The following is a 23,032-nucleotide window of genomic DNA, read 5'->3' on the forward strand; positions in this document are numbered from 1 at the left end:
AAATCTTGATGGCTTTGATGACCAATAGTGATAACCTTTAAAAAATAACAGTAGCCACATGTATGTATTAAAAAGAGACGGAAGAAAAGAGTTAATCATGTTTGACAAGATTACGGCTCGAGTAAGAAAATTATGTTACGGACTTAATGGGCTTGTAGATCCTTTGAAAGTAGCTATGCGTGTTATTGAAGGTCTATATGACGGGGTTACGACCTCAGAATTGGATAATCTTGCGGCAGAAATCGCTGCAACAATGACGACTACACACCCAGACTATGCAAAATTGGCTGCTCGTATTTCTGTTTCAAATTTACATAAGAATACAAAGAAGTCGTTTTCTGAAACTATGGAAGACCTTTACTTGTACGTTAATCCAAGAACAGGTAAAAAAGCACCACTATTATCAGACGAGGTGTACAAGGTTATTGCTGATAATGCAGAGCTTTTAGATTCTACAATTATTTATAACCGTGATTTTGGCTATGATTACTTCGGTTTTAAAACATTAGAACGCTCTTATTTATTAAAGTTGAACGGTAAAATTGCTGAGCGTCCACAGCATATGTTAATGCGTGTATCTGTTGGTATCCATTTAAATGATTTGGACTCTGCGATAGAAACGTATGAGTTGATGTCTAAGAAGTACTTCACCCACGCTACACCTACATTGTTTAATTCTGGTACACCAAAACCTCAAATGTCATCATGTTTTCTTTTGGCTATGAAAGATGATAGTATTGATGGTATTTATGATACGTTGAAGCAAACTGCCAAGATTTCACAATCTGCTGGGGGTATTGGTCTTTCTATACATAATGTAAGGGCTACAGGTTCTTATATTGCTGGTACAAACGGAACATCCAATGGAATTGTTCCCATGTTACAGGTATTTAACGATACCGCTCGTTACGTTGATCAAGGAGGCGGAAAACGTAAAGGAAGTTTTGCTATCTATATGGAGCCATGGCATGCTGATATTTATGAGTTTCTTGACTTGAAAAAGAATCATGGTAAAGAAGAAATGCGTGCTAGAGATTTATTCTATGCAATGTGGATTTCTGATTTGTTCATGAGAAGGGTAGAAGCAAATGAAGATTGGACATTGATGTGTCCTAACGAATGTCCTGATTTGTATAATAGACATAGTGAGGAGTTCGAAAAGCTGTATCTTAAATACGAGGAAGAAGGTAAAGGTCGTAAGAAGGTTAAAGCACGTGAACTATGGGAGAAAATCTTAGAATCACAGATTGAGACCGGTACACCGTACATGTTGTATAAAGATGCTGCCAACCGAAAAAGTAATCAGAAAAACCTGGGTACTATACGTTCTTCTAACTTATGTACCGAGATAATGGAGTACACCTCCCCCGATGAGGTTGCTGTATGTAACTTGGCTTCTATAGCCTTGCCAATGTTTATTAAGAATGGGGAATTCGACCATAAAGAATTGTTCAAGGTTACAAAACGAGTAACTAAAAACTTGAATAAAGTAATTGATAGAAACTACTATCCAGTTAAAGAAGCAGAAAATTCGAACATGCGTCATAGACCAATTGGTCTTGGAGTTCAAGGTTTAGCTGATGCTTTTATAATGCTACGTTTGCCATTTACAAGTGATGAAGCTAAGAAGTTGAATCAAGAAATTTTTGAAACCTTGTATTTTGCCGCAGTAACAGCATCGGTAGAAATGGCAAAAGAAGAAGGTCCTTATTCTACTTTTAAAGGTTCGCCTATGTCTAAAGGAGAATTTCAACACAACATGTGGGGAATTAAAGATGACGAATTATCTGGAAGATGGGACTGGGAAAAATTAAGAAAGGAAGTTGTGAAAAACGGGGTGCGTAATTCATTATTAGTCGCTCCTATGCCAACAGCTTCTACCTCTCAAATATTAGGTAATAACGAATGTTTCGAGCCTTATACTTCTAATATTTATACTAGACGTGTACTATCTGGAGAATTCATTGTGGTTAACAAGCACCTTTTAGAGGATTTAGTAGGTCTTGGAATGTGGAACGAGAACATGAAGCAAGATTTAATGCGCGCTAATGGCTCAATTCAACATATAGAGACGATACCAAAAGACATAAGAGATTTATATAAGACCGTTTGGGAGCTAAGTATGAAAGATATCATCGATATGTCTAGGCATAGAGGTTACTTTATTGATCAAAGTCAATCTTTGAATTTATTTATGGAGAATGCAAACTATTCGAAATTGACTTCGATGCATTTTTATGCTTGGAAAAGTGGCCTAAAAACGGGAATGTATTACTTACGTACCAAAGCTGCGGTAGATGCAATTAAATTTACCTTAGATAACTCTAAGAAGAAGGAAGTTCCAGTAGCCGAGGCTGTTGAAGCAGAAGTGGTTACATCTGTCGTAAATAATGCGGTTGTAAGTACAGAAGCAACTGTTTCTAAGGTTGCTCCACAAGCTGAAATAGATATTAAGCCGATGTCTCCACAAGAGATGAAAGAAATGATTGCAAGGGCTAAGGAAGGTCAAGCAGATGATGATTGTTTAATGTGTGGTTCTTAAGCATTCCGGCTAATACATAATAAAAAAGCCTCCTTAAATAAGGAGGCTTTTTTATTTGCGGCTAAAGCCGAGGTTAAGTCAGGGGATTCTTATTTATCATTTTTGAGATAGGGCTTCAACACAGTTGTAAATAATAAGGCAGCTGCGTAGATTATCAAAATGGTGACGTACTTTTCCATAGCTTAAGTATTGAATTATAAGTTATGTACGAATAAATTCTACTTTTGGATTACGGAAATTTTATAGTGTCATTAAATAGACTGTTAAATACTAATCTTATGACGTTTTTAATGCTCATCCATTTAAAGATTAGTTTTAATCGATAAAATTCAAAAGAATCGGTTTTTGTCTTCTTATAGATATAATAAGATAATTTGGAAGCCAGAAATAAACCGGCGTAGACAAATAATGTGTTTAGGTATTGGGACATGCACAAAAGAACGAATAAGTAAGTTTATTCTTACAAATATATAATGCATTTCATCGAAAAAAGATAATATTTCGATGAAATGCATTCTTTTTCCTTGTCTAATTGCTTTGAGGGGTGGTTTTAAAGATAAAGAGTTATGGGAGGTTATAAAAAGTTGTCTTCATGCTTATATGCATCTATAACTGCTTGCTCGCCTTCTTTTCCATCTTTAGAGTTACCATGTTCCATTCCAAGAACACCATCAAAGTCTTTTTCATGAATCCATTTAAAAACGTTTCGGTAATTTATTTCACCTGTAGTAGGTTCGTTTCTACCAGGGTTATCTCCAATTTGTATATAGGCTATTTCATCCCAGGTAAGGTTCATATTGTGTATTAAATGGCCTTCATTTTTTTGCATATGATAGATATCGTACAGTATTTTACACGATGGGCTATCTACACCTTTACAAATTAAATAAGTTTGCTCAGAGGTCTGTAAATGAAGATCAGGGGAATCTGATAATGGTTCTAACACCATGGTCAATCCGTGTGGTTCAAGAATCTCTGCACCTCGGCGCAATGCTTCTATGACATTGGCATTTTGAATACCTATAGGTAAATTTCTTTCATAACCACCAGGCACAACCGTCATCCATTTGGCATTTACCCGTTTTGCGGTATCAACAGCTCTTCTGCATCCATCCAAAAAAATATCAAGATGTTCTTGTTTTCCAGCTGCCAAAGTATTCTCCATGTTACCGCCTTTATCTACGACAAATACACCCATGGTCATACCTCGCTTTACTAAGGTTTCACCAATCTTTTCCTGAAGGGCTATATCTCGCTTCATCATGTTATTATCCTCAAAAGCAGTAAAACCTTGATCTGCCATGAAATTTAGCTGGTCGATAGGGTCATCACCGGCAAGATGTTTGAACATGCCTAAATGTGGTGCGTATTTCAAATTGAATTGATGCGCATTCGTAGTACCGATAATCGAATTGGCGAATGATAGTGTGTTGCCTAAACTTATTGCTCCCGTACTAAGGGCTGTTTTTTGAATGAAGCTTCTTCTTTTCATTTTCTAAATATTAAAACTAAAAAAGCCAAGAGATAGAAAAATCTGACTCTTGGCTAGTTTGTAATTGATTAATTTATTGGTTTATAAAGACCAGTCTTTGCCGCCAGTTAATTCTTGAACATCTGCACAAGCGATGTACTCACCTGGTACAGGTAAGTAAGCCAAAACTTCTTCGCCAACATATTCTGAAGCTTTGTAACCCCAAATTGCTAGTCCACGTAAGTTATTTGCAAAGGCAAACCTTGTAGTTTCATCATCTAACGTAGAAGTTTTGCCTTCTGCAAGAGCTTCTGAATAGCTTGTTATAGATTCAAGCATTTTTGTTTGATCATTTTTTGAGTATTTCAATGAGCTAGATAATACAGGCTCTAAATCTTCAGATGTTAAATCTGCAGCTTTTTCCTTTCCAGAATCTGCTAACGCCTTATCCATAAATTTCCCCATAGACATTTTGAACATATCTTGTTTTTCTTTCTCCATTACGTCATTGGCAAACTTGTCGATGAAAATATCAACTTGAACCTCTGATGCTGATGGGGTGTCTGTTTTTGGTAAAATTAAATCAACTAATTTGGTCAATACACTTCCTTCTTCTTCCGTTAAGAATTCTGGTGTCCAAGTAATTGCAGGTTCATTTTTACAGCTCTGTACAAGACCTAGTAAGGTTGGAGTGGCCACCATATATCCAAGTGACAGTCCCATATTTTTTAATACGCGTCTTCTATCCATTATATATTTCCTTTTTTAAGTTCCTGAGCGGCATGGTTAGCTGCCCTAGCCGTAAAGGCCATATATGTTAACGAAGGGTTCACACAACTTGCAGAAGTCATGAAAGAACCATCTGTTACATATACATTTGGAACGTCGTGTAATTGATTGTTTCCGTTTAATACAGAAGTTTTTCTATCTCTACCCATACGAGCAGTACCCATTTCGTGAATTCCTAACCCAAGTGCACCAGGATTGTCATATGGGGTAACATCTTTCAAGCCTGCTTTTGTCAACATGTCGACTGCAGATTGTTTCATGTCTTCTCGCATTTTCCATTCGTTCTCTTTGAATTCTGCATCAAACGTAACAGTTGGTAAACCCCAATCATCTAGTTTATCATAATCTAGAGTAAACCTGTTTTCTTCATAAGGAAGTACTTCTCCAAAACCGGTCATACCAAATTGCCAACCTCCTGGTTTTAATGCTGCCTCCTTCATTTCTGCCCCGTAAGCAAATTCTGCAACAGAGTCTTCCCAGTTTCCTCTTGAAGCGCCACCTTGGTATCCAAACCCTCGCTTGTATGCAGTAGTGTTCGAATCACCTCCTAAATTTCTAAACCTTGGTATGTAGATCCCGTTTGGTTTTCTTCCTTTATAGAATTTGTCTTCAAAACCATCAAAATTACCTCGAGCGCCTACACCTAGATGATGGTCCATAATATTACGACCAAGTTGGTCAGACTCGTTACCCATACCATTAGGGAACGTATCAGATTTTGATTGCATTAATATTGATGTTGAAGCAATGGCCGATGCACAAAGGAAAATCACCTTTGCTTTAAACTCATATGTTTCTTTGGTTACACGGTCAATTACTTTGACCCCAGTAGCTTTTTTGGTTTTTGGATCGTAGATTACTTCATGTACAATCGAATCTGGTCTTAACGTCATATTACCTGTGGCCTCTGCAGCTGGTAATGTTGAAGAAAGACTACTGAAATAAGCGCCAAAAGGACACCCTCTTATACATCTATTTCTAAATTGGCACTTACTTCTGCCATCGAATTGTTTTGTTCCGGTTAAATGTGCTACACGACCAGCGGTTACCACACGACCATCAAAATTTTCAGCAACTTTTTCTCTAAACTCTTGCTCAACGCAGTTTAAGTCCATCATTGGAAGAAATTGTCCGTCGGGCAATTGTTCCAATCCTAAGTTTTCACCACTTACACCAATGTAAGATTCAACCTTATCATACCATGGTGAAATATCTTTATAGCGAACTGGCCAATCAACAGCTATATTTTCTTTCTTATTTGCAGTAAAATCAATATCACTCCAACGGTAACTATGCCGGCCCCATTGTAGTGAACGACCACCTACGTGATAACCACGCATCCAATCGAAACGTTTGGTTTCATTGTATGGGTGTTCTTTGTCGTTAACAAACCACATATTGCTAGCTTGACTTGTGGTGTATCCAGTTCTATTCTGTTTAGGCTGTTGTTCAATGATTTCTTTTGTTGGCGCACCTGCATTCGGAAAATCCCAAGGATCTTTATTTGCAGTTACATAGTCTTCTATATGCTTTACCATTCGACCACGTTCTAAAACCAATGTTTTTAGGCCTGCTTCACATAATTCTTTAGCGGCCCAACCACCACTAATTCCTGTTCCTACAACAATGGCGTCATAGGACTCTTGTTCTTCGTTATAATAAAATTTGCTCATAAAAGTTGTTTATTCTCTAAATTTATTAAATATAAAATTAATTCTATACATTTAATGTCCATTCTTCTTGCGAAATTCGCTAAAATTAGAATCTAGTTAGATTAATGTATTAATTATTAATTTTAACGCTAACTGTTAAGGTTATATTTCAAACAACAACAAACTACCAAACATGAAAAGAAAAAATTTTATTCGAATTGCCTCAGCTGTAGGTATTGGAATCTCGTTACTAGGAACTTACGCTTGTAAGGAAACGAAAAAAGAAAAAGTAGAAGATTCTGAAATCGTTGAAAGTGATAGTAACTCAGAGCCATTTTTTGAATTATCATTGGCACAATGGTCCATACATAAAATGATTAATGAAGACGGTGTAGATCCATATTCGTTTGCCGAAAAAGCAAAAAATTGGGGATTTACCGGACTGGAGTATGTGAGTCAACTGTATAATCCTGAATTGGCGGATGCAAATTATTCTGAAGAGGCAATGGCAAATTTTGTAGCTAAATCTAATGCAGAGGCAAAAAAGTACGGAATGAAGAATGTATTGATCATGATAGATGGTCAAGGTAACTTAGCTGTTAACGACGAAGCTGAAAGAAATGAAACGGTTGAAAAACATAAAAAATGGGTTGATGCGGCAGCTGCTATGGGATGTCATGCCATTAGAGTTAATCTAAATGGTAGTACTGTGCCAGAAGAATGGATCAAGAATTCTGTAGACGGACTAACAAAATTAGCTACTTATGCGAAAACCAAAAATATCAACATATTGGTAGAAAACCATGGCGGTTTATCATCTAACGGTGAACTTCATGCAGAAGTAATGAAAACCGTAAACATGGATAACTGCGGATCTTTACCCGATTTCGGTAATTTCTGTATAGAACGTAAGCCAGAAAGTTGGGATTGTTTAAAGGAGTATGACAAATACAAAGGTGTTAAAGAATTAATGCCATTCGCTAAAGCGGTAAGTGCAAAATCGAATAATTTTGACGCGAATGGGAATGATACAGGGATAGATTATGTTAAAATGCTTAAAATAGTAAAAGAAGCAGGTTATACGGGTTTTATAGGTGTTGAGTATGAAGGTACAGAAATAAGTGAAGAAGCTGGAATAATTGCTACCAGAGATCTTTTATTAAAAGCTGCAAAAGAAATAGAATAATCTAGACTGAATCGAATATGAAGGCCTTTTTTAATGAAATTTTTGATTACAATTTTCAGTGTAATAAAAAACTGATCGATGAATGTTTAGGACTATCTGAAATTTCACCAAGAACTAAAAGTTTATTTAGTCATATACTAAATGCACATCATATTTGGAATGCTCGAATATTACAAAAGGCAACTGAGTATGATGTTTGGCAAGAACATGATATTAAAGATTGGGCCGATATACATTATGAGAATCAACGCAGCTCTTTTGAAATTTTAACCAATGCTGACAGATTTGATAAACGTATAGATTATGAAAATTCTGAGGGTAGACTTTTTACCAATACCTTAAAAGATATGCTGTTTCATATTGTAAATCATTCTACGAATCATAGAGGGCAGATAGCCGTAGAATTTAAAAGCAATGGTTTGACTCCTGTTGGCTTGGATTATATTCATTATAAAAGATAGATGAAGAACAAAATAAGGGCACAACTTTGCTTTATGATGTTTTTAGAGTTTTTTATTTGGGGAGCATGGTTTGTTACCCTTGGTACATTTCTCGTAAATAATTTAAAAGCTACAGATGGGGAAATCGCATTAGCATTTTCAACACAATCTTGGGGAGCAATAATCGCTCCCTTTGTTATTGGAATTATTGCTGATAGGTATTTCAATGCTGAACGTATTTTAGGAATTCTACACCTTTTAGGTGCTGTTCTCATGTATTTCATGTATCAAAGTACAGAATTTAATGCGTTTTATCTTTTAGTCATGGGTTATATGATTCTATATATGCCCACTCTGGCATTAGTTAACTCAGTGTCATTTAATCAAATGAAGAACCCCGCCAAAGAGTTTTCAATGGTAAGGGTATTTGGAACAGCAGGATGGATTATTGCCGGACTATCAATTAGTTATATTTTTAATTGGGACCAAGGGGAAAATATTGGGGACGGACTCCTGAGAAATACTTTTTTAATGACTGCTATTGCATCGTGCATTCTAGGGGTATTTAGTTTTACATTGCCTAAAACGCCACCTAAAGCCAAAAGTGCCAATAAGCTTAACCTAAAAGAAATCTTAGGATTAGATTCGCTTAGTTTATTCAAGGATAAAAACTTTTTGATTTTCTTTATTTCGTCGGTTTTAATTTGCATTCCATTGGCCTTTTATTATCAAAATGCGAATCCGTTTTTGGTAGAAGTAGGCATGGATAATCCGACAGGGAAAATGACATTGGGTCAAATTTCTGAAATAGCATTTATGCTGTTGTTGCCTTATTTTTTCACCAAATTTGGGTTTAAGAAAACTATTCTTGTAGCCATGGCTGCGTGGGTCGTACGCTATTTGCTATTTGCGTTTGGTGATGTAGAGGAGTTAGGCTTTATGTTAATCATAGGCATCGCACTTCATGGTATCTGTTATGATTTTTTCTTTGTTTCAGGTCAAATTTACACCGATAGTAAAGCCGGGGAAAAATTTAAGAGTTCCGCCCAGGGTTTAATAACTTTAGCAACCTATGGATTGGGTATGCTCATTGGTTTTTGGGTAGCCGGTAAGATATCAACAGCCTATCTGTTAAATGATGGAAATCACGTTTGGGGAACTATTTGGTTATATCCAGCTGGTTTTGCATTAGTGGTTTTTCTTTTATTTGCAATTTTCTTTAAAACCGAGAAAATAGATTATCAGTCTTAAATAATTTCTTTAAATTAAACCCCTTAAAATTGTAGAGAGAAAATAGGTTTCATCTTTTTTAAAAAATAGTAGTTTAATTAAAAAATAAATCCATCAGGATGTTTTATATAAATATACTTTCAACTTAAACAGAAAACAATGCCAAAGAAAATACGCTTAGGAATATTAGGAGGGGGAGGCGATTCCCTAATAGGAGTACTACATAGAGTAGCTTCACATATTAATGATAATTATCAAATTACCGGTGCCGTATTCAATCCAGATTTTGAAGCGAATATGGCTTTTGCGAAGGAAATAGATGTTCCTTTGAATAGAATTTATAAAGATTTTGATACTTTAATAGAAGAAGAATTAAAGTTGCCAAAAGATGAACGTATTCAAGTATGTTCGATACTTACACCAAACTTCTTGCACTATCCAATGGCTAAAAAATTATTGGACAATGGATTTCATGTTATCTGTGAAAAACCAATGACAACTTCTTTGGACGAGGCGAAGGATTTGCAAAAGTCTCATGAAAAGTCGGGTACTGTGTTCGCTTTGACACATACGTATACAGGATACCCAATGGTGCGTCAAATGCGTGAAATGATTAAAGCTGGTGCCTTAGGTAAAATTCATAAAGTTGATGCGGTGTATTACCAAGGTTGGATCAATACCATTATTCATGATAAAGAGAAGAGGTCTTCTGTTTGGAGATTAGATCCAAAAAAAGCAGGTATAAGTTCATGTATGGGTGATATAGGTGTTCATGCTTTTAACCTTGTTGAATATACTACTGGTCTTAAGGTGAATGAATTGCTTTGTGACTTCAATTATCTTTATGAGGATAATAAAATGGATGTTGATGGTACCGTACTTATACGTATGAGTGACCATGTTAAAGGTGTTATTAGAGGAAGTCAAGTTGCCACTGGCGAAGAAAATGCTTTGGCCATTGCTATATATGGTGAGAAGGGGGCTTTTCGATGGGAACAAGAAAGCCCAAACTTTTTATATAAATTGAGTGATACAGAACCTACACAAGTGTATAAGCCAGGTCATGCCTATAACTCTGAATTGTCGTTAGATGGAACAAAACTACCTGCTGGTCACCCAGAAGGAATTTTTGATTCTATGGCAAATATTTACAAAGGAGCTGCAAGGGCTATAAGAGGTGAAAACTATAATGACGGCGAATTTCCTACAATGAAAGATGGTGTTCGAGGAATGAATTTTATCGAGGCTACGGTAGATTCTCATAAAAATGGTAATACTTGGGTTACCTTAGAAAAATAATCAACTTATATTAATATAAAAAAGAGTCGCGATTAGCGGCTCTTTTTATTTGGTAAAATATTATAATCGATCAATAAACTTTTTCAAATTCTTGACAAACGATAATCATACTCTCTCTAGGTTCTCTTCCAAATTTTTGTAACTCTCTTGTGTAGTAATCCCAATGTGTTTTTTTCCAGTAGTCAAGTGATTTATCACCTTCACCCTCTATTTGGGCGTAAGCGCTATCAATACTAAAGTAAGGCTTGAGCTTAACTGCGGTTGTTCTTACAATACATTGGGCTTCACCAGTCCAATTCGTAACCACGATAAAATCTCCTATTCTTGGTAGTTTTTCATTACGGTTCTGTAACCCTAATAAAGAATGTGATGTTGCTTTTTTCACACCTTGTTTTGTTAGGTTTGCCAGCGTATTGGCATCTATTTCATTATCGCCAAAAAAAGTAGTTGATGGTGCATGTTCAAAGGCATGTTCTAAATGTGCACTTAAATAATTACCCCACATATTTCTGGCCGAAGCATTTTCCATAAGCTAATATTTACTTTACTCTAACGGCATTAGTTGTCGATATAGTTTAAATTTTAAATAATAATCAAGAAAATTTACCTGCTTTTAATTGTTCGGCGGCATGGTCTGCAGCTCTTGCTGTAAAAGCCATATAGGTCAGTGATGGGTTTACGCAGCTTGATGAAGACATAAAAGCACCATCAGTTACATAAACATTGGGTACAAGATGAACTTGATTGTTCTTATTTAATATTGAGGTTTTCGAACTATGACCCATTCTTGCGCCACCCATTTCATGTATGCCTAAGCCTGGTCCTGTTTTTTGATCATATACATTCACATCTTTAAATCCTGCAGCATTGAACATATTTGCGATTTGTGTTTTAATGTCTTCACGCATATTATATTCATTTTCCTTAAATTCAACATCAAATGCTAATTGTGGTAAGCCCCATTTATCTTTTTCAGTTGGGCTAAGTGTTACTCTATTGTCATCATAAGGTAAGAACTCTCCAAAACCGGTTACGCCAATAGTCCAATGGCCAGGTTTAAGTATTTGCTCTTTTAGATCTTTACCGTAGTTCAGTTCTGCTATAGCCTCAGACCAATCGCCCCTACTTGCTCTTCCTTGATAGCCGAAACCTCTTAGGTAATCTTTCTTTTTGGTCTTCTCATCTAAGTTAACAAACCTAGGTATGTAAAATCCTGTTGGTTGGCGTCCTTTGTAATATTTATCTAAATACCCATCTACTTTGGCCGATGCTCCAAGCTTATAATGATGATCCATAATTCCTCTACCTAAGGCATCAGAATCATTGCCCAACCCATTCGGGAACCGTTCAGATTTTGATTGGAGTAATATACCTACTGAAGCCATAGATGAAGCACAAAGGAAGATAACCTTAGCGTTAAATTCTAGTTTTTCATTAGTTTCTGCATCTATAACTCGAACTCCGGTCGCCTTTTTTGTAGTATCATCATAAATAATTTCATGCACAATAGAGTTAGGTCTTAGGGTCATATTGCCTGTTCGTTCAGCAGCTGGTAGAGTTGATGAATTACTACTAAAATATCCTCCAAAAGGGCATCCTCTCCAACAACGGTCTCTATTCTGACAAGTGCCCCTACCTTCAAAAGTAGCATCAGGGTCCGTAATGTGTGCTGTACGCCCAATTGTAATCAAACGGCCATCATTAAACTTTTCTGAGATGCTTTTTTTAAAATCTTCTTCAACACAATTTAATTTCATGGCAGGTTGAAATTTTCCATCCGGTAAAACCTTCAACCCTAAGTTTTCACCACTAACACCAATATACTCCTCTACTTTATCATACCATGGTGAAATATCTTTGTACCTAACTGGCCAGTCGACTCCGATTCCTTCTTTCTTATTGGCTTCAAAATCAATATCACTCCACCTGTAACTTTGGCGGCCCCAGGTAAGGGATCTTCCGCCGACTTGATATCCTCTTATCCAATCGAAACGTTTAGTTTCTACATAGGGGTGTTCTAGGTCATTTACAAAAAAATGTTTTACATCTTCCTTTGGCGCCCAATTAACACGACTCTGTACATGGTATTTTTTCTTATCCTCTTTAGAAAGTTCTCCCTTCAAAGGATAATCCCAAGGGTCATCGTTCATGGTTGGGTAGTCCTCAATATGTTTTACCATACGACCACGTTCTAACACAAGTGTTTTTAAACCCTTTTCAGTTAATTCCTTAGCTGCCCATCCGCCACTTATACCAGTTCCGACCACAATTGCGTCGAATATTTCATTTTGATTCATGCTTGAATTTTTATCTTTTTCTATTGGTATTCCCTATATTTATAGCAAATCTTCATGGAATTGTAACTAACGGGTTACAATTTTTAAATATAAGATAATTTGACATATTTAAAGTGTTGATTAGAGGAACTAATTCAAATAACATATAGCATATTTTTATGAAAACAATCAAAGGGCCGGCCGTATTTTTAGCACAATTTGTAGATAGTAAAGCACCGTTTAATACCTTGGATGGTATGTGTAAATGGGCTTCTGATCTTGGGTATAAGGGAATTCAAATTCCTACTTGGGAAAGTTTCTTGATCGATTTGGATAAAGCTGCAGAAAGTCAAGATTATTGTGACGAGCTAAAAGGAAAGGTGAATTCTTACGGTTTGGAAATAACAGAACTCTCTACTCACTTGCAAGGTCAACTAGTGGCGGTACATCCTGCATATGATTTAATGTTCGATTCTTTCGCGCCAAAAGAGGTACACGGTAAGCCAAAAGAAAGAACAAAGTGGGCTGTTGAAACAGTCAAGAAAGCGGCAACAGCGAGTAGACGTTTAGGGTTGAATGCACACGCTACATTTTCTGGCTCACTTTTATGGCATACCATGCACCCATGGCCACAAAGACCTGCAGGTTTGGTTGAAATGGGCTTTGAGGAATTAGCAAAAAGATGGACTCCTATTTTAAATCACTTTGATAAGGAAGGTGTTGATGTATGTTATGAAATTCACCCTGGTGAAGATTTGCATGATGGCGATACCTTTGAGCGTTTCTTAGAGGCTACGGGTAATCATAAAAGAGTAAATATTCTTTATGATCCAAGTCATTTTGTTTTACAACAGTTAGACTATATTACCTATATAGATCATTATCATGAGTTTATAAAATCCTTCCATGTAAAGGATTCTGAGTTTAATCCAACAGGGAAGAAAGGTGCTTTTGGTGGATATAATGATTGGGGAAACAGAGCAGGTAGATATCGTTCTTTGGGTGATGGTCAAATAGATTTTAAAACAATATTTTCTAAATTAACGCAATACGGGTGCGATGTTTGGGCCGTAATGGAATGGGAATGCTGTATTAAGAGTCCTGAACAAGGCGCTCGTGAAGGTGCAAAGTTTATTCAAGACCATATAATTGAAGCTACCGAAAAGACATTCGATGATTTTGCAGGTGCTGAAATTGATAAAGAGATGTTGAAAAAAATGTTAGGACTTTAAATAGAAATAGTATGAAAAAAGTAATTGTTAGTATGGCGTTTTTAATATTTTTCATCTCTTGTAAACAAGAAAAGAAGGAAACAACTGAAACAGTAGTTGAGGAAATGGAAATGCCTGAAAGTGAATGGGAAATTTTATTTGATGGCACATCATTAGATAAATGGAAAGAATTTCAGAATGATACCGTTGGTGATGTTTGGAAGATTGATGGTGATGCCTTAATCTACACTCCACCATCAGAAGGTGAAGATAACAAAAATCATGACCTTGTTACTAGAGATGAGTATACCGATTTTGTTCTTTCTTTGGAATGGAAAATATCAGAAGCTGGCAATAGTGGTGTTTTTTGGGGGGTGAATGAGGATGCTAAATATAGTACCGGCTATCAAACGGGTCCTGAAGTTCAGATATTAGATAATGATAAACATCCTGATACAAAAGCTGGCACTACGCATCAAGCAGGTGCATTATACGATATGGTATCGCCAGCAGAAGATGTTACCAAACCGATAGGTGAATGGAATACCATGGTAATTACAGTAAACCATAAAGATAATATGGGCAATGTTATTTTGAATGGCACTGAAATGGTAGCTTTTCCTGTACAAGGTGAAGAATGGGATGCTATGGTGGCGGACTCTAAATTTGCAGGCTGGGAAGGTTTTGGAAAATTTACAACTGGTAAAATCGGATTACAAGACCACGGAAACGTAGTGGCATTTAGAAATATAAAAATCAAACAACTTTAATAGTATATCCACTTATGAAAAATAAATATTCATTATTACTTTTAATAACATCTTTTGGCATAATATCCTGTCAAGAAAAAGTAGAGCCGATAGAGAATGAGAAAACTACTGCAGAAGATAACGTCATCGTTTATGAAGAATATATGGGAGACGAACCTACTACGCCTGAAGAAACAGAATTTTATGAGCCAAAAGTGGCCGTTGTAAAACCTGGCTCATTAGGTGCCCCACCAAGTGACGCCATTGTGCTTTTTAACGGCACAAATTTGGATAATTGGATTAGTTCTAATGATAGCACAGCAGCTAAATGGCATTTGAACAAAGATGGAAGTATGACAGTTAATGATAAAACTGGAAATATACAGACAAAGCAAAATTTTGGGGATGTACAATTGCATATTGAATGGAAATCACCGTTACCTGTTCAATTGGAGGGTCAGCACAGGGCTAATAGTGGTGTTTTTCTAAATGGAATTTATGAAGTACAGGTTCTAGATCAAAACGATAATCCTACCTATGTAAATGGACAGGTAGGGTCTATTTACAAACAACATGTACCATTAGCAATGGCATCGGTGCCTACAGGTGAATGGAATACCTATGATATTATTTACCATGCTCCAGAATTCAATGCTGATGGGGGTAAAATAAAATCTGGAGATATTACGGTAATCCATAATGGAGTTTTAGTACAAGACCATGTTGAATTAAAAGGAACGACTCCTTATATAGGGTGGCCAAAGAATCCAGCACATGGTAAAGGCCCATTATTATTACAAGATCACGGTGATGATAGCCGTGTAAGTTTTAGAAATATTTGGGTAAGAGAACTATAATCTAGTTCAGAAAAGAGAGTAAATAGGAGTTAACAAGAGATTATTTTTGTTTGCTCCTTTTTAATTATGGACAGAGATATGATAAAAATTACATTTAACAATTATCTTACCTTTGTCTAAATCTAAAATGTATTCATGATTCAATCGATGACCGGCTTCGGAAAATGTGTAGTTCAATTACCTAACAAAAAAATTACTGTAGAATTAAAATCACTGAACAGTAAAAGCATCGATTTAAATGCGCGTATGCCCTCTAGTTATCGTGAAAAGGAACTTGAACTTAGAAAGATTATCGCGAACTCACTACAACGTGGTAAGGTAGATTTTAGCTTATATGTTGAACTAACGGGAGATGAAACTACTTCTCAGGTAAATGAGGTTGCCGTGAAACAATACATGGCACAGTTAAAAAAAATTGCTACTGGTGATGATCTTAAATTGTTAGAAATGGCGTTACGTTTTCCAGATGCTATGAAAACTGCAAAAGAAGATATTGATGAAGAGGAATATGAAGCAATAATATTAGCACTACAAGGTGCATTGGTTGAGATAAATGAATTCAGATCTGAAGAAGGTAGCGTATTGGAGCAAGATTTTTTAGATAGGATAGCTTCATTGAATAAATTGTTAGAAGAGGTAATCAAGATTGACCCTGATCGTCAAAGTACAATTCGTGAACGATTAGAAAAGGCAGTGCAAGATTTAAAGACCGATGTAGATGCCAATAGATTTGAACAGGAACTTATTTATTATTTAGAAAAATACGATATTACCGAAGAGAAAGTAAGATTAGCGAACCATTTGGATTATTTTGGAAAAACCCTAAAATCCGATGATAGTAATGGTAAAAAGTTGGGTTTTATCTCACAGGAAATAGGGCGTGAAATCAATACGATCGGTTCAAAGGCGAATTATGCGCCAATGCAGCAGATAGTGGTACAAATGAAAGATGAGCTTGAAAAAATTAAAGAACAAATGTTAAATGTACTATAGATGAAAGGTGGGAAACTTATAATTTTTTCTGCACCCTCTGGAAGTGGGAAAACAACAATCGTACGTCATTTATTGGCTCAACCAGAATTGAATTTGGCTTTTTCCGTATCTGCGACTTCAAGGCCAAGAAGGGGTAAAGAAAAAAATAAAGAGCATTACTATTTTATGTCAGTTTCTGAATTTAAAAATCATATTAAAAATGATGATTTTTTGGAATGGGAAGAAGTGTACCGAGATAATTTTTATGGTACTTTAAAAAGTGAAGTAGAGCGTTTATGGGCAGAAGGCAAGAATGTTATTTTTGATATTGATGTTGTGGGTGGACTTCGAATTAAAAAGAAATTTCCAGAAAAAACTTTGGCTGTTTTTGTGAAGCCGCCTAGTGTAGATGAATTAAAAATCAGACTTAAGAAACGAAGTACTGAAAGTGAAGATAAAATAAACATGCGTATCGCAAAGGCTTCTGTTGAATTGGCTACAGCCCCTCAATTTGACAAAATCATTAAAAACTATGATTTAGATGTTGCTTTAAAAGAAGCAGTAGATTTGGTGGCCTCTTTCATTCAGGACGAGAAGCAATAAGTGTAGATGAAAAAGGTGGGACTTTATTTCGGAACCTTTAACCCTATTCACATTGGTCATTTAGTCATTGCGAACCACATGGTGGAGTTTTCCGATTTAAATGAGGTTTGGTTCGTTGTAACCCCTCAAAGCCCTTTTAAGACTAAGAAAACGCTTTTAGAAAATCATCATAGATATGAAATGGTCTACGAGGCTACAAAAGAATATCCAAAATTAAAACCTTGCAAAATTGAGTTCGACCTTCCTCAACCAAATTATACAGTGAATACCTTGGTTCATTTAGATGAGAAATATTCTTCCGGTTATAGCTTTTCATTGATTATGGGCGAGGATAATTTAAAAAGTCTGCATAAATGGAAAAATTATGAAACCATTTTAGAGAACTATACTATTTACGTGTATCCAAGAATTTCAGAAGGGGCCGTAGAATCACAATTTATGCAACATGAGAGAATTAAACGCGTTAATGCACCTATAATGGAAATATCTTCCACATTCATAAGAAGAGAGCATAAAAAAGGAAAAAATATAAAGCCAATGCTACCGCCTGAAGTTTGGACTTATATGGATGAAATGAATTTTTATCGCTAGTCTAGAATTTTTCCTTCTACTAGTTTATCAGTCGCCAAATAAACATCTTCTTTATTGTAATACCAAGCACGAACCTTTGGAATTTTAATGTTGTTAACGGTAATCATTTCTGATAACAGTATATACTCACCATCATTTTTACTTTCATCATGAAAGAATTGGTACACTTCCATTGCATAGGTCTTTGGGTCGAAATAGAAATACCAAGTATCACTACCGACTTCTTTTTCGTAGCCTGCTTTTAGTACTAGATATTCTTTTCCTTTAAAAGTCTTTTTTTGAACCTTAGGGTCTATTATAGTGCCTGGATCTTTTAACTTCATAGGAAGTCCATACAGGTAGGTGTAATAATTCTTCATCATATTAGCCCTATCGCATGAAATTTTTAGACTATCCTTGACCTTAGCTGAAAAAGTAGTGCTACCATCTAATTTTAAACTGCACTCTTTATTCTTTAATTCAGATTCTATGGTGAAATTATCTTTTTTAACGGTAGACTTAAAGTAGTTAGAAGGTAAGTCTATTTGTATTGTAGTGCTTCTTATACCGTTATTAGGACTCTCCATTTCAATTAGCAACTCACCTTTAAAGGATTTCCAATTATCATTAGGATCATGAAAAGCTATAGCTTTTTCAAGAAGTTGTTCGCCACTAATGTCCTGTGCATAAACAAGAATATTTACCTGTAGTGCTAAGAATAAAAAAAAGTACCTCATCGTCATATTATTTGTGATGACAAGGTACTTATAATTTCAGATTTTAAATACTGTTACGACTTTTTAGGTTGTTCTATGGTTGCAGGCGCTATAGAACTATCGTGTTCATTATGGTATTGTTGTAACAAATTCATCGTAGATGTAATCAAATCTTTTGTCTCTAAGAGTAAAGAAAAGTATAGTGTCGTATTTTTCGGACTAGATTCTTCTGTACGTGTTCTAGCAATTTGAGTTTGAATTTTATCAGACACCATAGCGAATAATTCATCTTTCTGATTTAATACAAGTCCAATTTGTTCAAAAGATTGATTAGTGAAAGCTGTTTGAGTTTGATTTAAAATTTCCTCAAGTTTTAAATCAATTTGCTTCAACTCTTTTATTTGATTGTATTTTAATTTTTTATGATTGTTATTGACATGCTTATGGCTAACTTTTCCGATGTATTCTAAAGATTGAGCTATATCTGTTAAATAACCAAGTGCATTAATATAGAAGTTACTGGCGCCAATACTATTTTCATCAAGATTTTTGATAAAATAGAAGATATGGTCACGTAAATCATCAATTTCATTTGAGAGTTTCTCTCCTTGTTTTTTGTTCTTTTTCAACAAATTAACATCTTGTTTGGCTAGACCGTTAATGGTATTCGTGTAAATTTTATTCGTTCTTTTAAGAACATTTGAAATGTTCTCGGCGCTTTCTATAATTACACCTTGAATAGAACTGCTCTCCGCTCTGTTCAGGGAATCTTCTGCACGTAATTCTTTTGCCTTCTTATTATGTGAAATATAGTTTCTTGCTAGTAGCAATATGGCCAATAATAAAAGTACTGCAATCGCAGAGCCTTTACCAAAACTAATTAGCGCTAATATGGTTCCAGATGCTATAAAAGCGATAATTGCCGTGCCGAACCATCCTCCGATAACATTAAGCACACCTGCAACTCTATATACAGCACTTTCAGCGCCCCAAGCTCTATCGGCTAAAGATGTTCCCATGGCTACCATAAACGTTACATAGGTAGTGGATAATGGTAATTTATATGAAGTGGCTATGGATATTAATATACCGGCTACCATAAGATTTACAGCCGCACGAACCATATCAAAAGCAGGTAATTCATGTACCTTATTTTTAGATAAAGCAATTACAGGTTTCTCGAACTGTTTGTCAATTTTGGTTTGCCAAGATAAAGGTAGAATATAAGTTAACGATTCTGAAATTGTTATAGCTAATCGTACCAAACCTCTTGATAGAAAATTTGGTTGAAACCTTTCTTTGGTATCTTCTTGACTAGAAAGGTCTAAAGAAGTTTTAACTACACTTTTAGCTTTACTGGAAAACCATAAAGTAAGTACCATGACCATACCTGCTATGAATAAAAGCAAAGTTGGGGTGGGAACTTTTTTCGCCAATATGCCCATACTAAATTCTGATGCAGCTACACCAGATGCCATCCAAGCCTCATACGATTGCCATGCAGCAATTGGTACTCCAATAAAGTTAACCAAATCGTTACCAGCGAAAGCTAAAGCCAAAGCAAATGTGCCTACCCCGATAATTAATTTATAAATATTCGTTTTGGCGAATTTCATTAAAATGAAGGATAGAACTGACCAAATTAAAAAGTTAAGCAGTACTAGGACGACTACTTTAGTCTCCAAGAATTCTTTTATTGTAATACCACCAATAATATCATAGCTTTCACCTGCAAAAGAAGTTCCGCCAATACCTTTCATTAGAATAAAGTAGGTAATTGAGGATAGAGCAAATCCACCAAAAAGAGCACCTACCCATGTTGGTTTTTTCTCAAAGTTATAGGATAAAAGTAGTCTTGAGACCCATTGAACCAAAGCCCCGATAGAAAAGGCAACGACTACAGAAAGTAATATCCCAAATATAATTTGAATGGCTTTGTCATTATTGATGTAATTAACTACTTCAGTAAAACTTCCATTATCTGCTCCAATTTTAATCAATGACATTGCAACAGCTGCACCCAATAGCTCAAAAACAATCGAGACTGTTGTTGATGTTGGCATACCAAGGGTATTAAAGAAATCTAACAACAAAATGTCAGTAATCATTACCGCCATGAAAATGAACATTATTTCATCGAAATAAAATTCACCTGGATTGAAGATTCCTTTTCTGGCCACCTCCATCATACCGCTCGAAAATAGTGCTCCTGCAGCAATACCAAAACTGGCAACGATCATTATAGTTTTAAATGAAATGGCTTTTGAACCAATTGCCGAATTTAAAAAATTAACGGCATCGTTACTAACTCCTACAACAAGATCCGCTACAGCCAAAATAGCTAGTGCGATTAGCATTAAAAAATAAATATTGTCCATAATATAGTACTCTAAGAATTTGCAAATATCATTATCGCTTTCCGCTGTAATGTTACGTAAAGGTTATTATTTATTAAAAATGAATGTCTAACTGTAATCTATACATTAAGCCATCTTGTCCAGCTTTTTCTGAAAGGTAGCTAAGGTCGGTTTGTATTTTTAATTTGTGCCCTACGATATATTTTGAAAGTCCTAGGGTGTATTGTGATTGCGGATTTCTTCCTGTTATTTCTTCATCAAGTTTAATATTGGTAAATCTTCCAGATACTTCTAAATTGTTCCTGAACAAATACCCAGTTTGCAGATTTATTCCATCTCCCACTTGTACTTCATCTCCGGTTAGCGAGCCATCTGAATTTAATGCTAAAGGATTATCAGCAGTTCTATGGGCATATTCTCCCATAAAAGAATACCCATTGTATTTAAACATTGCATCTATAAATAGTGTATTAATGTCGGTTTCAAATAGACCTGTATCATTGAACATATAGGTGCCTTGATTACTTCTAGTTTTTACTGCATTTTTATTGCTATCAAAGGTTGCTGCTACCATTAATTTAGGCGTTTGTTCTCTCTTAAGATCACTACCTTTATACTCACCTTTACTTAAAAATTCTCCAAAAGGAAGTAATTCTAAACGACTTGTATATTGATGGCCACCTAGATTTCCCGTTGTAATATTTCTTCCCTCTCCTTGAGAAACTGCAAATATTTCGCGAACTAAGAATTTTTCAGAAAGGTTGAATTTATGTCTCAACTGGAAGCCCATGTCGCGGTCAATATTAAACCTACTGTTTAATAAGGAGCGATCAACTTGCTGCAAATCGCCAGATGAAATCACCCTTTCTATATTACCGGGCAATTTAGTTTGACCGAACCATAATACAAAATTTTTGTAAAAATTCCACTTAACCACTGCATCAAGAATATACCTTGGTGCGTTACTAGTATACTGCGAAGCTCCTGAAATATCCCGATTAGAAAGACCTAGTTCTAATTTGTATTCTAATTTAGGTGAATAAGCAAAACCACCAAATTTAAGTCGTGCTCTACGTACGAGGAAATTTTGTTCAGGATTTATAAGACTACCATCAACTGCATTCCAATTACTTATTGCTAAGATTTGCATTCTCGCACCCACGTTCATGGTCCACGTACTATCTTTACCAACTAAATTGAACAAGCCTTTGCCAAATGTTGGAGAGTTTGATTCTTGACTTATTGCACTAGATGAAATTAATAATATCAGGCATAGCCAAATTGGCGCGATTTTCATTATTTATTAGTTTTTGTCGACTGCAAATTACTTAAACCAATGTTAAGTTAATGTATTCTTAATATTAACATTTGGCGTGATTCTTAAAACTTAGAATATTGAAGATTTTTTTTGAATTACAAGCTTAAGTGTTTTGGTTGCCTGTGAGGAGATGTATAAATAAAAAAGCTACCTTAAATAAGGTAGCTTTAAGATTTCAAAAAACTAGTCGACAAAAACTAATAGTATAAGAAATCGGGTTGTCTAAAGACAATAACGAAGGTCAGTTTTATTCATCAACTAATTGTAATGCTAACATTAAGTAATCTTTAATTTATTTCAGAGTATTTATAAAATTAACCTCATGCATTATTGATTTTATATAGGTAACTCTTAAATTATTTTGAGGTTATTTTTATGTTTGATTCGCCAATTAAGCTTAAAGTTTTAGCCTGAAGGCTTGCTTGAACTTTAGTCGTTTCGCCTGAAGCAATGGTAACAGGTAATTTAATGGTTTCATAGCCTAAAAATTGAACTATGATGTTATAGGTTCCTGGTGTTAGGTTGTCAAACTCAAACATACCATGAAAATTAGTGTGTGTAGATTTAGAAGTATCTTCTATAGAGACGGTTGCCATTAATAACGGTTCGTTAAAAAGTTCGCCATCTAGTATATTACCTTGTATAGAACTGTTATTCTGTCCAAAAGACAATGAGAAAATCAATATGGTGAAAAGAAAAAATACTTGTTTCATAGAGTGCTCTTAATTTCTTTAACAAAGAAACTCTAGCTAGGTTAAGTTAAGGTTAGGTGCGTATTATTAAAGTATCTCTTA

At 35.4% G+C, this 23,032-nt stretch carries 20 protein-coding genes; 11 read left to right on the forward strand and 9 right to left on the reverse strand.

Features of this window, described 5'->3' with window-relative positions:
* Positions 1 to 58: 58 nt before the first annotated feature.
* On the forward strand, positions 59 to 2,542 hold the full coding sequence (locus tag AACZ41_RS03355; RefSeq protein ID WP_339626505.1) for a ribonucleoside-diphosphate reductase subunit alpha: 2,484 nt from the start codon (positions 59 to 61) through the stop codon (positions 2,540 to 2,542).
* A gap of 574 nt (positions 2,543 to 3,116) precedes the next feature.
* On the opposite strand, the gene AACZ41_RS03360 is transcribed toward AACZ41_RS03355, so the two are convergent.
* The 3 genes from AACZ41_RS03360 to AACZ41_RS03370 all read right to left on the reverse strand — a co-directional run bounded on the left by AACZ41_RS03360 (position 3,117) and on the right by AACZ41_RS03370 (position 6,475).
* Entirely contained in the window at positions 3,117 to 4,034 is a 918-nt protein-coding gene (locus tag AACZ41_RS03360; protein ID WP_339626507.1) for a TIM barrel protein, read from the reverse strand.
* 81 nt (positions 4,035 to 4,115) lie between these two features.
* Positions 4,116 to 4,763, reverse strand: coding sequence for a gluconate 2-dehydrogenase subunit 3 family protein (locus AACZ41_RS03365; protein WP_339626509.1), 648 nt, complete (start codon positions 4,761 to 4,763; stop codon positions 4,116 to 4,118).
* Entirely contained in the window at positions 4,763 to 6,475 is a 1,713-nt protein-coding gene (locus tag AACZ41_RS03370) for a GMC family oxidoreductase (protein WP_339626511.1), read from the reverse strand. The genes AACZ41_RS03365 and AACZ41_RS03370 overlap by 1 nt, the downstream gene beginning before the upstream one ends.
* Before the next feature lie 172 nt (positions 6,476 to 6,647).
* Between AACZ41_RS03370 and AACZ41_RS03375 the strand changes: the two genes are divergently transcribed.
* The 4 genes from AACZ41_RS03375 to AACZ41_RS03390 all read left to right on the forward strand — a co-directional run bounded on the left by AACZ41_RS03375 (position 6,648) and on the right by AACZ41_RS03390 (position 10,609).
* On the forward strand, positions 6,648 to 7,640 hold the full coding sequence (locus tag AACZ41_RS03375) for a sugar phosphate isomerase/epimerase family protein (protein ID WP_339626513.1): 993 nt from the start codon (positions 6,648 to 6,650) through the stop codon (positions 7,638 to 7,640).
* Between the two features lie 17 nt (positions 7,641 to 7,657).
* Positions 7,658 to 8,101: a DinB family protein gene (locus AACZ41_RS03380; RefSeq protein ID WP_339626516.1), complete on the forward strand. Its 444-nt coding sequence runs from the start codon at positions 7,658 to 7,660 to the stop codon at positions 8,099 to 8,101.
* Positions 8,102 to 9,331, forward strand: coding sequence for a nucleoside permease (locus tag AACZ41_RS03385; protein ID WP_339626518.1), 1,230 nt, complete (start codon positions 8,102 to 8,104; stop codon positions 9,329 to 9,331). It begins immediately after the preceding gene.
* 138 nt (positions 9,332 to 9,469) lie between these two features.
* The gene (locus AACZ41_RS03390; protein ID WP_339626520.1) at positions 9,470 to 10,609 is read left to right on the forward strand and encodes a Gfo/Idh/MocA family oxidoreductase; all 1,140 of its coding nucleotides are present in this window, start codon (positions 9,470 to 9,472) and stop codon (positions 10,607 to 10,609) included.
* Between the two features lie 70 nt (positions 10,610 to 10,679).
* Here AACZ41_RS03390 and AACZ41_RS03395 read toward each other — a convergent pair whose 3' ends face one another.
* Together AACZ41_RS03395 and AACZ41_RS03400 are read right to left on the reverse strand one after the other, a co-directional pair.
* Complete coding sequence (locus AACZ41_RS03395; RefSeq protein ID WP_339626522.1) at positions 10,680 to 11,138, reverse strand: ASCH domain-containing protein; 459 nt, start codon at positions 11,136 to 11,138, stop codon at positions 10,680 to 10,682.
* A 64-nt stretch (positions 11,139 to 11,202) separates the two neighbouring features.
* Positions 11,203 to 12,906, reverse strand: coding sequence for a GMC family oxidoreductase (locus AACZ41_RS03400; protein ID WP_339626524.1), 1,704 nt, complete (start codon positions 12,904 to 12,906; stop codon positions 11,203 to 11,205).
* 158 nt (positions 12,907 to 13,064) lie between these two features.
* On the opposite strand from AACZ41_RS03400, the gene AACZ41_RS03405 reads away from it, so the two are divergent.
* From AACZ41_RS03405 to nadD, 6 genes are all read left to right on the forward strand, one after another.
* Complete coding sequence (locus AACZ41_RS03405; protein WP_339626526.1) at positions 13,065 to 14,117, forward strand: sugar phosphate isomerase/epimerase; 1,053 nt, start codon at positions 13,065 to 13,067, stop codon at positions 14,115 to 14,117.
* A gap of 11 nt (positions 14,118 to 14,128) precedes the next feature.
* Positions 14,129 to 14,866: a DUF1080 domain-containing protein gene (locus tag AACZ41_RS03410; RefSeq protein ID WP_339626527.1), complete on the forward strand. Its 738-nt coding sequence runs from the start codon at positions 14,129 to 14,131 to the stop codon at positions 14,864 to 14,866.
* A gap of 14 nt (positions 14,867 to 14,880) precedes the next feature.
* Positions 14,881 to 15,702, forward strand: a complete 822-nt coding sequence (locus AACZ41_RS03415; RefSeq protein WP_339626530.1) for a DUF1080 domain-containing protein — start codon at positions 14,881 to 14,883, stop codon at positions 15,700 to 15,702.
* A gap of 135 nt (positions 15,703 to 15,837) precedes the next feature.
* Positions 15,838 to 16,695, forward strand: coding sequence for a YicC/YloC family endoribonuclease (locus tag AACZ41_RS03420; RefSeq protein ID WP_339626532.1), 858 nt, complete (start codon positions 15,838 to 15,840; stop codon positions 16,693 to 16,695).
* Positions 16,696 to 17,277 (forward strand): guanylate kinase, encoded by a 582-nt coding sequence (gene gmk, locus AACZ41_RS03425; RefSeq protein ID WP_339626534.1) that lies wholly within the window; start codon positions 16,696 to 16,698, stop codon positions 17,275 to 17,277.
* 6 nt (positions 17,278 to 17,283) lie between these two features.
* A complete protein-coding gene (nadD, locus tag AACZ41_RS03430; protein ID WP_339626536.1) occupies positions 17,284 to 17,868 on the forward strand; it encodes a nicotinate (nicotinamide) nucleotide adenylyltransferase in 585 nt (194 codons plus the stop codon).
* Here nadD and AACZ41_RS03435 read toward each other — a convergent pair.
* From AACZ41_RS03435 to AACZ41_RS03450, 4 genes are all read right to left on the reverse strand, one after another.
* Positions 17,865 to 18,584: a DUF6503 family protein gene (locus tag AACZ41_RS03435; RefSeq protein WP_339626538.1), complete on the reverse strand. Its 720-nt coding sequence runs from the start codon at positions 18,582 to 18,584 to the stop codon at positions 17,865 to 17,867. The genes nadD and AACZ41_RS03435 overlap by 4 nt on opposite strands.
* 53 nt (positions 18,585 to 18,637) lie before the next feature.
* On the reverse strand, positions 18,638 to 20,941 hold the full coding sequence (locus tag AACZ41_RS03440) for an inorganic phosphate transporter (protein ID WP_339626540.1): 2,304 nt from the start codon (positions 20,939 to 20,941) through the stop codon (positions 18,638 to 18,640).
* Positions 20,942 to 21,014: 73 nt separating this feature from the next.
* A complete protein-coding gene (locus AACZ41_RS03445) occupies positions 21,015 to 22,217 on the reverse strand; it encodes a porin (RefSeq protein ID WP_339626542.1) in 1,203 nt (400 codons plus the stop codon).
* A gap of 377 nt (positions 22,218 to 22,594) precedes the next feature.
* Positions 22,595 to 22,951 (reverse strand): carboxypeptidase-like regulatory domain-containing protein, encoded by a 357-nt coding sequence (locus AACZ41_RS03450; RefSeq protein WP_339626544.1) that lies wholly within the window; start codon positions 22,949 to 22,951, stop codon positions 22,595 to 22,597.
* Positions 22,952 to 23,032 lie beyond the last annotated feature (81 nt).

The sequence above is a fragment of the uncultured Maribacter sp. genome, assembly GCF_963974015.1.
Lineage (GTDB): Bacteria > Bacteroidota > Bacteroidia > Flavobacteriales > Flavobacteriaceae > Maribacter.

Excerpts from the sequence above, each read along its gene's own strand:
- AACZ41_RS03405 (WP_339626526.1), top strand. The coding sequence starts at position 13,065 with ATGAAAACAATCAAAGGGCCGGCCGTATTTTTAGCACAATTTGTAGAT.
- AACZ41_RS03380 (WP_339626516.1), top strand. The coding sequence starts at position 7,658 with ATGAAGGCCTTTTTTAATGAAATTTTTGATTACAATTTTCAGTGTAAT.
- AACZ41_RS03435 (WP_339626538.1), bottom strand. The coding sequence starts at position 18,584 with ATGAGGTACTTTTTTTTATTCTTAGCACTACAGGTAAATATTCTTGTT.
- AACZ41_RS03360 (WP_339626507.1), bottom strand. The coding sequence starts at position 4,034 with ATGAAAAGAAGAAGCTTCATTCAAAAAACAGCCCTTAGTACGGGAGCA.
- AACZ41_RS03400 (WP_339626524.1), bottom strand. The coding sequence starts at position 12,906 with ATGAATCAAAATGAAATATTCGACGCAATTGTGGTCGGAACTGGTATA.
- AACZ41_RS03410 (WP_339626527.1), top strand. The coding sequence starts at position 14,129 with ATGAAAAAAGTAATTGTTAGTATGGCGTTTTTAATATTTTTCATCTCT.
- gmk (WP_339626534.1), top strand. The coding sequence starts at position 16,696 with ATGAAAGGTGGGAAACTTATAATTTTTTCTGCACCCTCTGGAAGTGGG.
- AACZ41_RS03440 (WP_339626540.1), bottom strand. The coding sequence starts at position 20,941 with ATGGACAATATTTATTTTTTAATGCTAATCGCACTAGCTATTTTGGCT.
- AACZ41_RS03370 (WP_339626511.1), bottom strand. The coding sequence starts at position 6,475 with ATGAGCAAATTTTATTATAACGAAGAACAAGAGTCCTATGACGCCATT.
- nadD (WP_339626536.1), top strand. The coding sequence starts at position 17,284 with ATGAAAAAGGTGGGACTTTATTTCGGAACCTTTAACCCTATTCACATT.
- AACZ41_RS03365 (WP_339626509.1), bottom strand. The coding sequence starts at position 4,763 with ATGGATAGAAGACGCGTATTAAAAAATATGGGACTGTCACTTGGATAT.
- AACZ41_RS03445 (WP_339626542.1), bottom strand. The coding sequence starts at position 22,217 with ATGAAAATCGCGCCAATTTGGCTATGCCTGATATTATTAATTTCATCT.
- AACZ41_RS03415 (WP_339626530.1), top strand. The coding sequence starts at position 14,881 with ATGAAAAATAAATATTCATTATTACTTTTAATAACATCTTTTGGCATA.
- AACZ41_RS03385 (WP_339626518.1), top strand. The coding sequence starts at position 8,102 with ATGAAGAACAAAATAAGGGCACAACTTTGCTTTATGATGTTTTTAGAG.
- AACZ41_RS03420 (WP_339626532.1), top strand. The coding sequence starts at position 15,838 with ATGATTCAATCGATGACCGGCTTCGGAAAATGTGTAGTTCAATTACCT.
- AACZ41_RS03395 (WP_339626522.1), bottom strand. The coding sequence starts at position 11,138 with ATGGAAAATGCTTCGGCCAGAAATATGTGGGGTAATTATTTAAGTGCA.
- AACZ41_RS03450 (WP_339626544.1), bottom strand. The coding sequence starts at position 22,951 with ATGAAACAAGTATTTTTTCTTTTCACCATATTGATTTTCTCATTGTCT.
- AACZ41_RS03390 (WP_339626520.1), top strand. The coding sequence starts at position 9,470 with ATGCCAAAGAAAATACGCTTAGGAATATTAGGAGGGGGAGGCGATTCC.
- AACZ41_RS03355 (WP_339626505.1), top strand. The coding sequence starts at position 59 with ATGTATGTATTAAAAAGAGACGGAAGAAAAGAGTTAATCATGTTTGAC.
- AACZ41_RS03375 (WP_339626513.1), top strand. The coding sequence starts at position 6,648 with ATGAAAAGAAAAAATTTTATTCGAATTGCCTCAGCTGTAGGTATTGGA.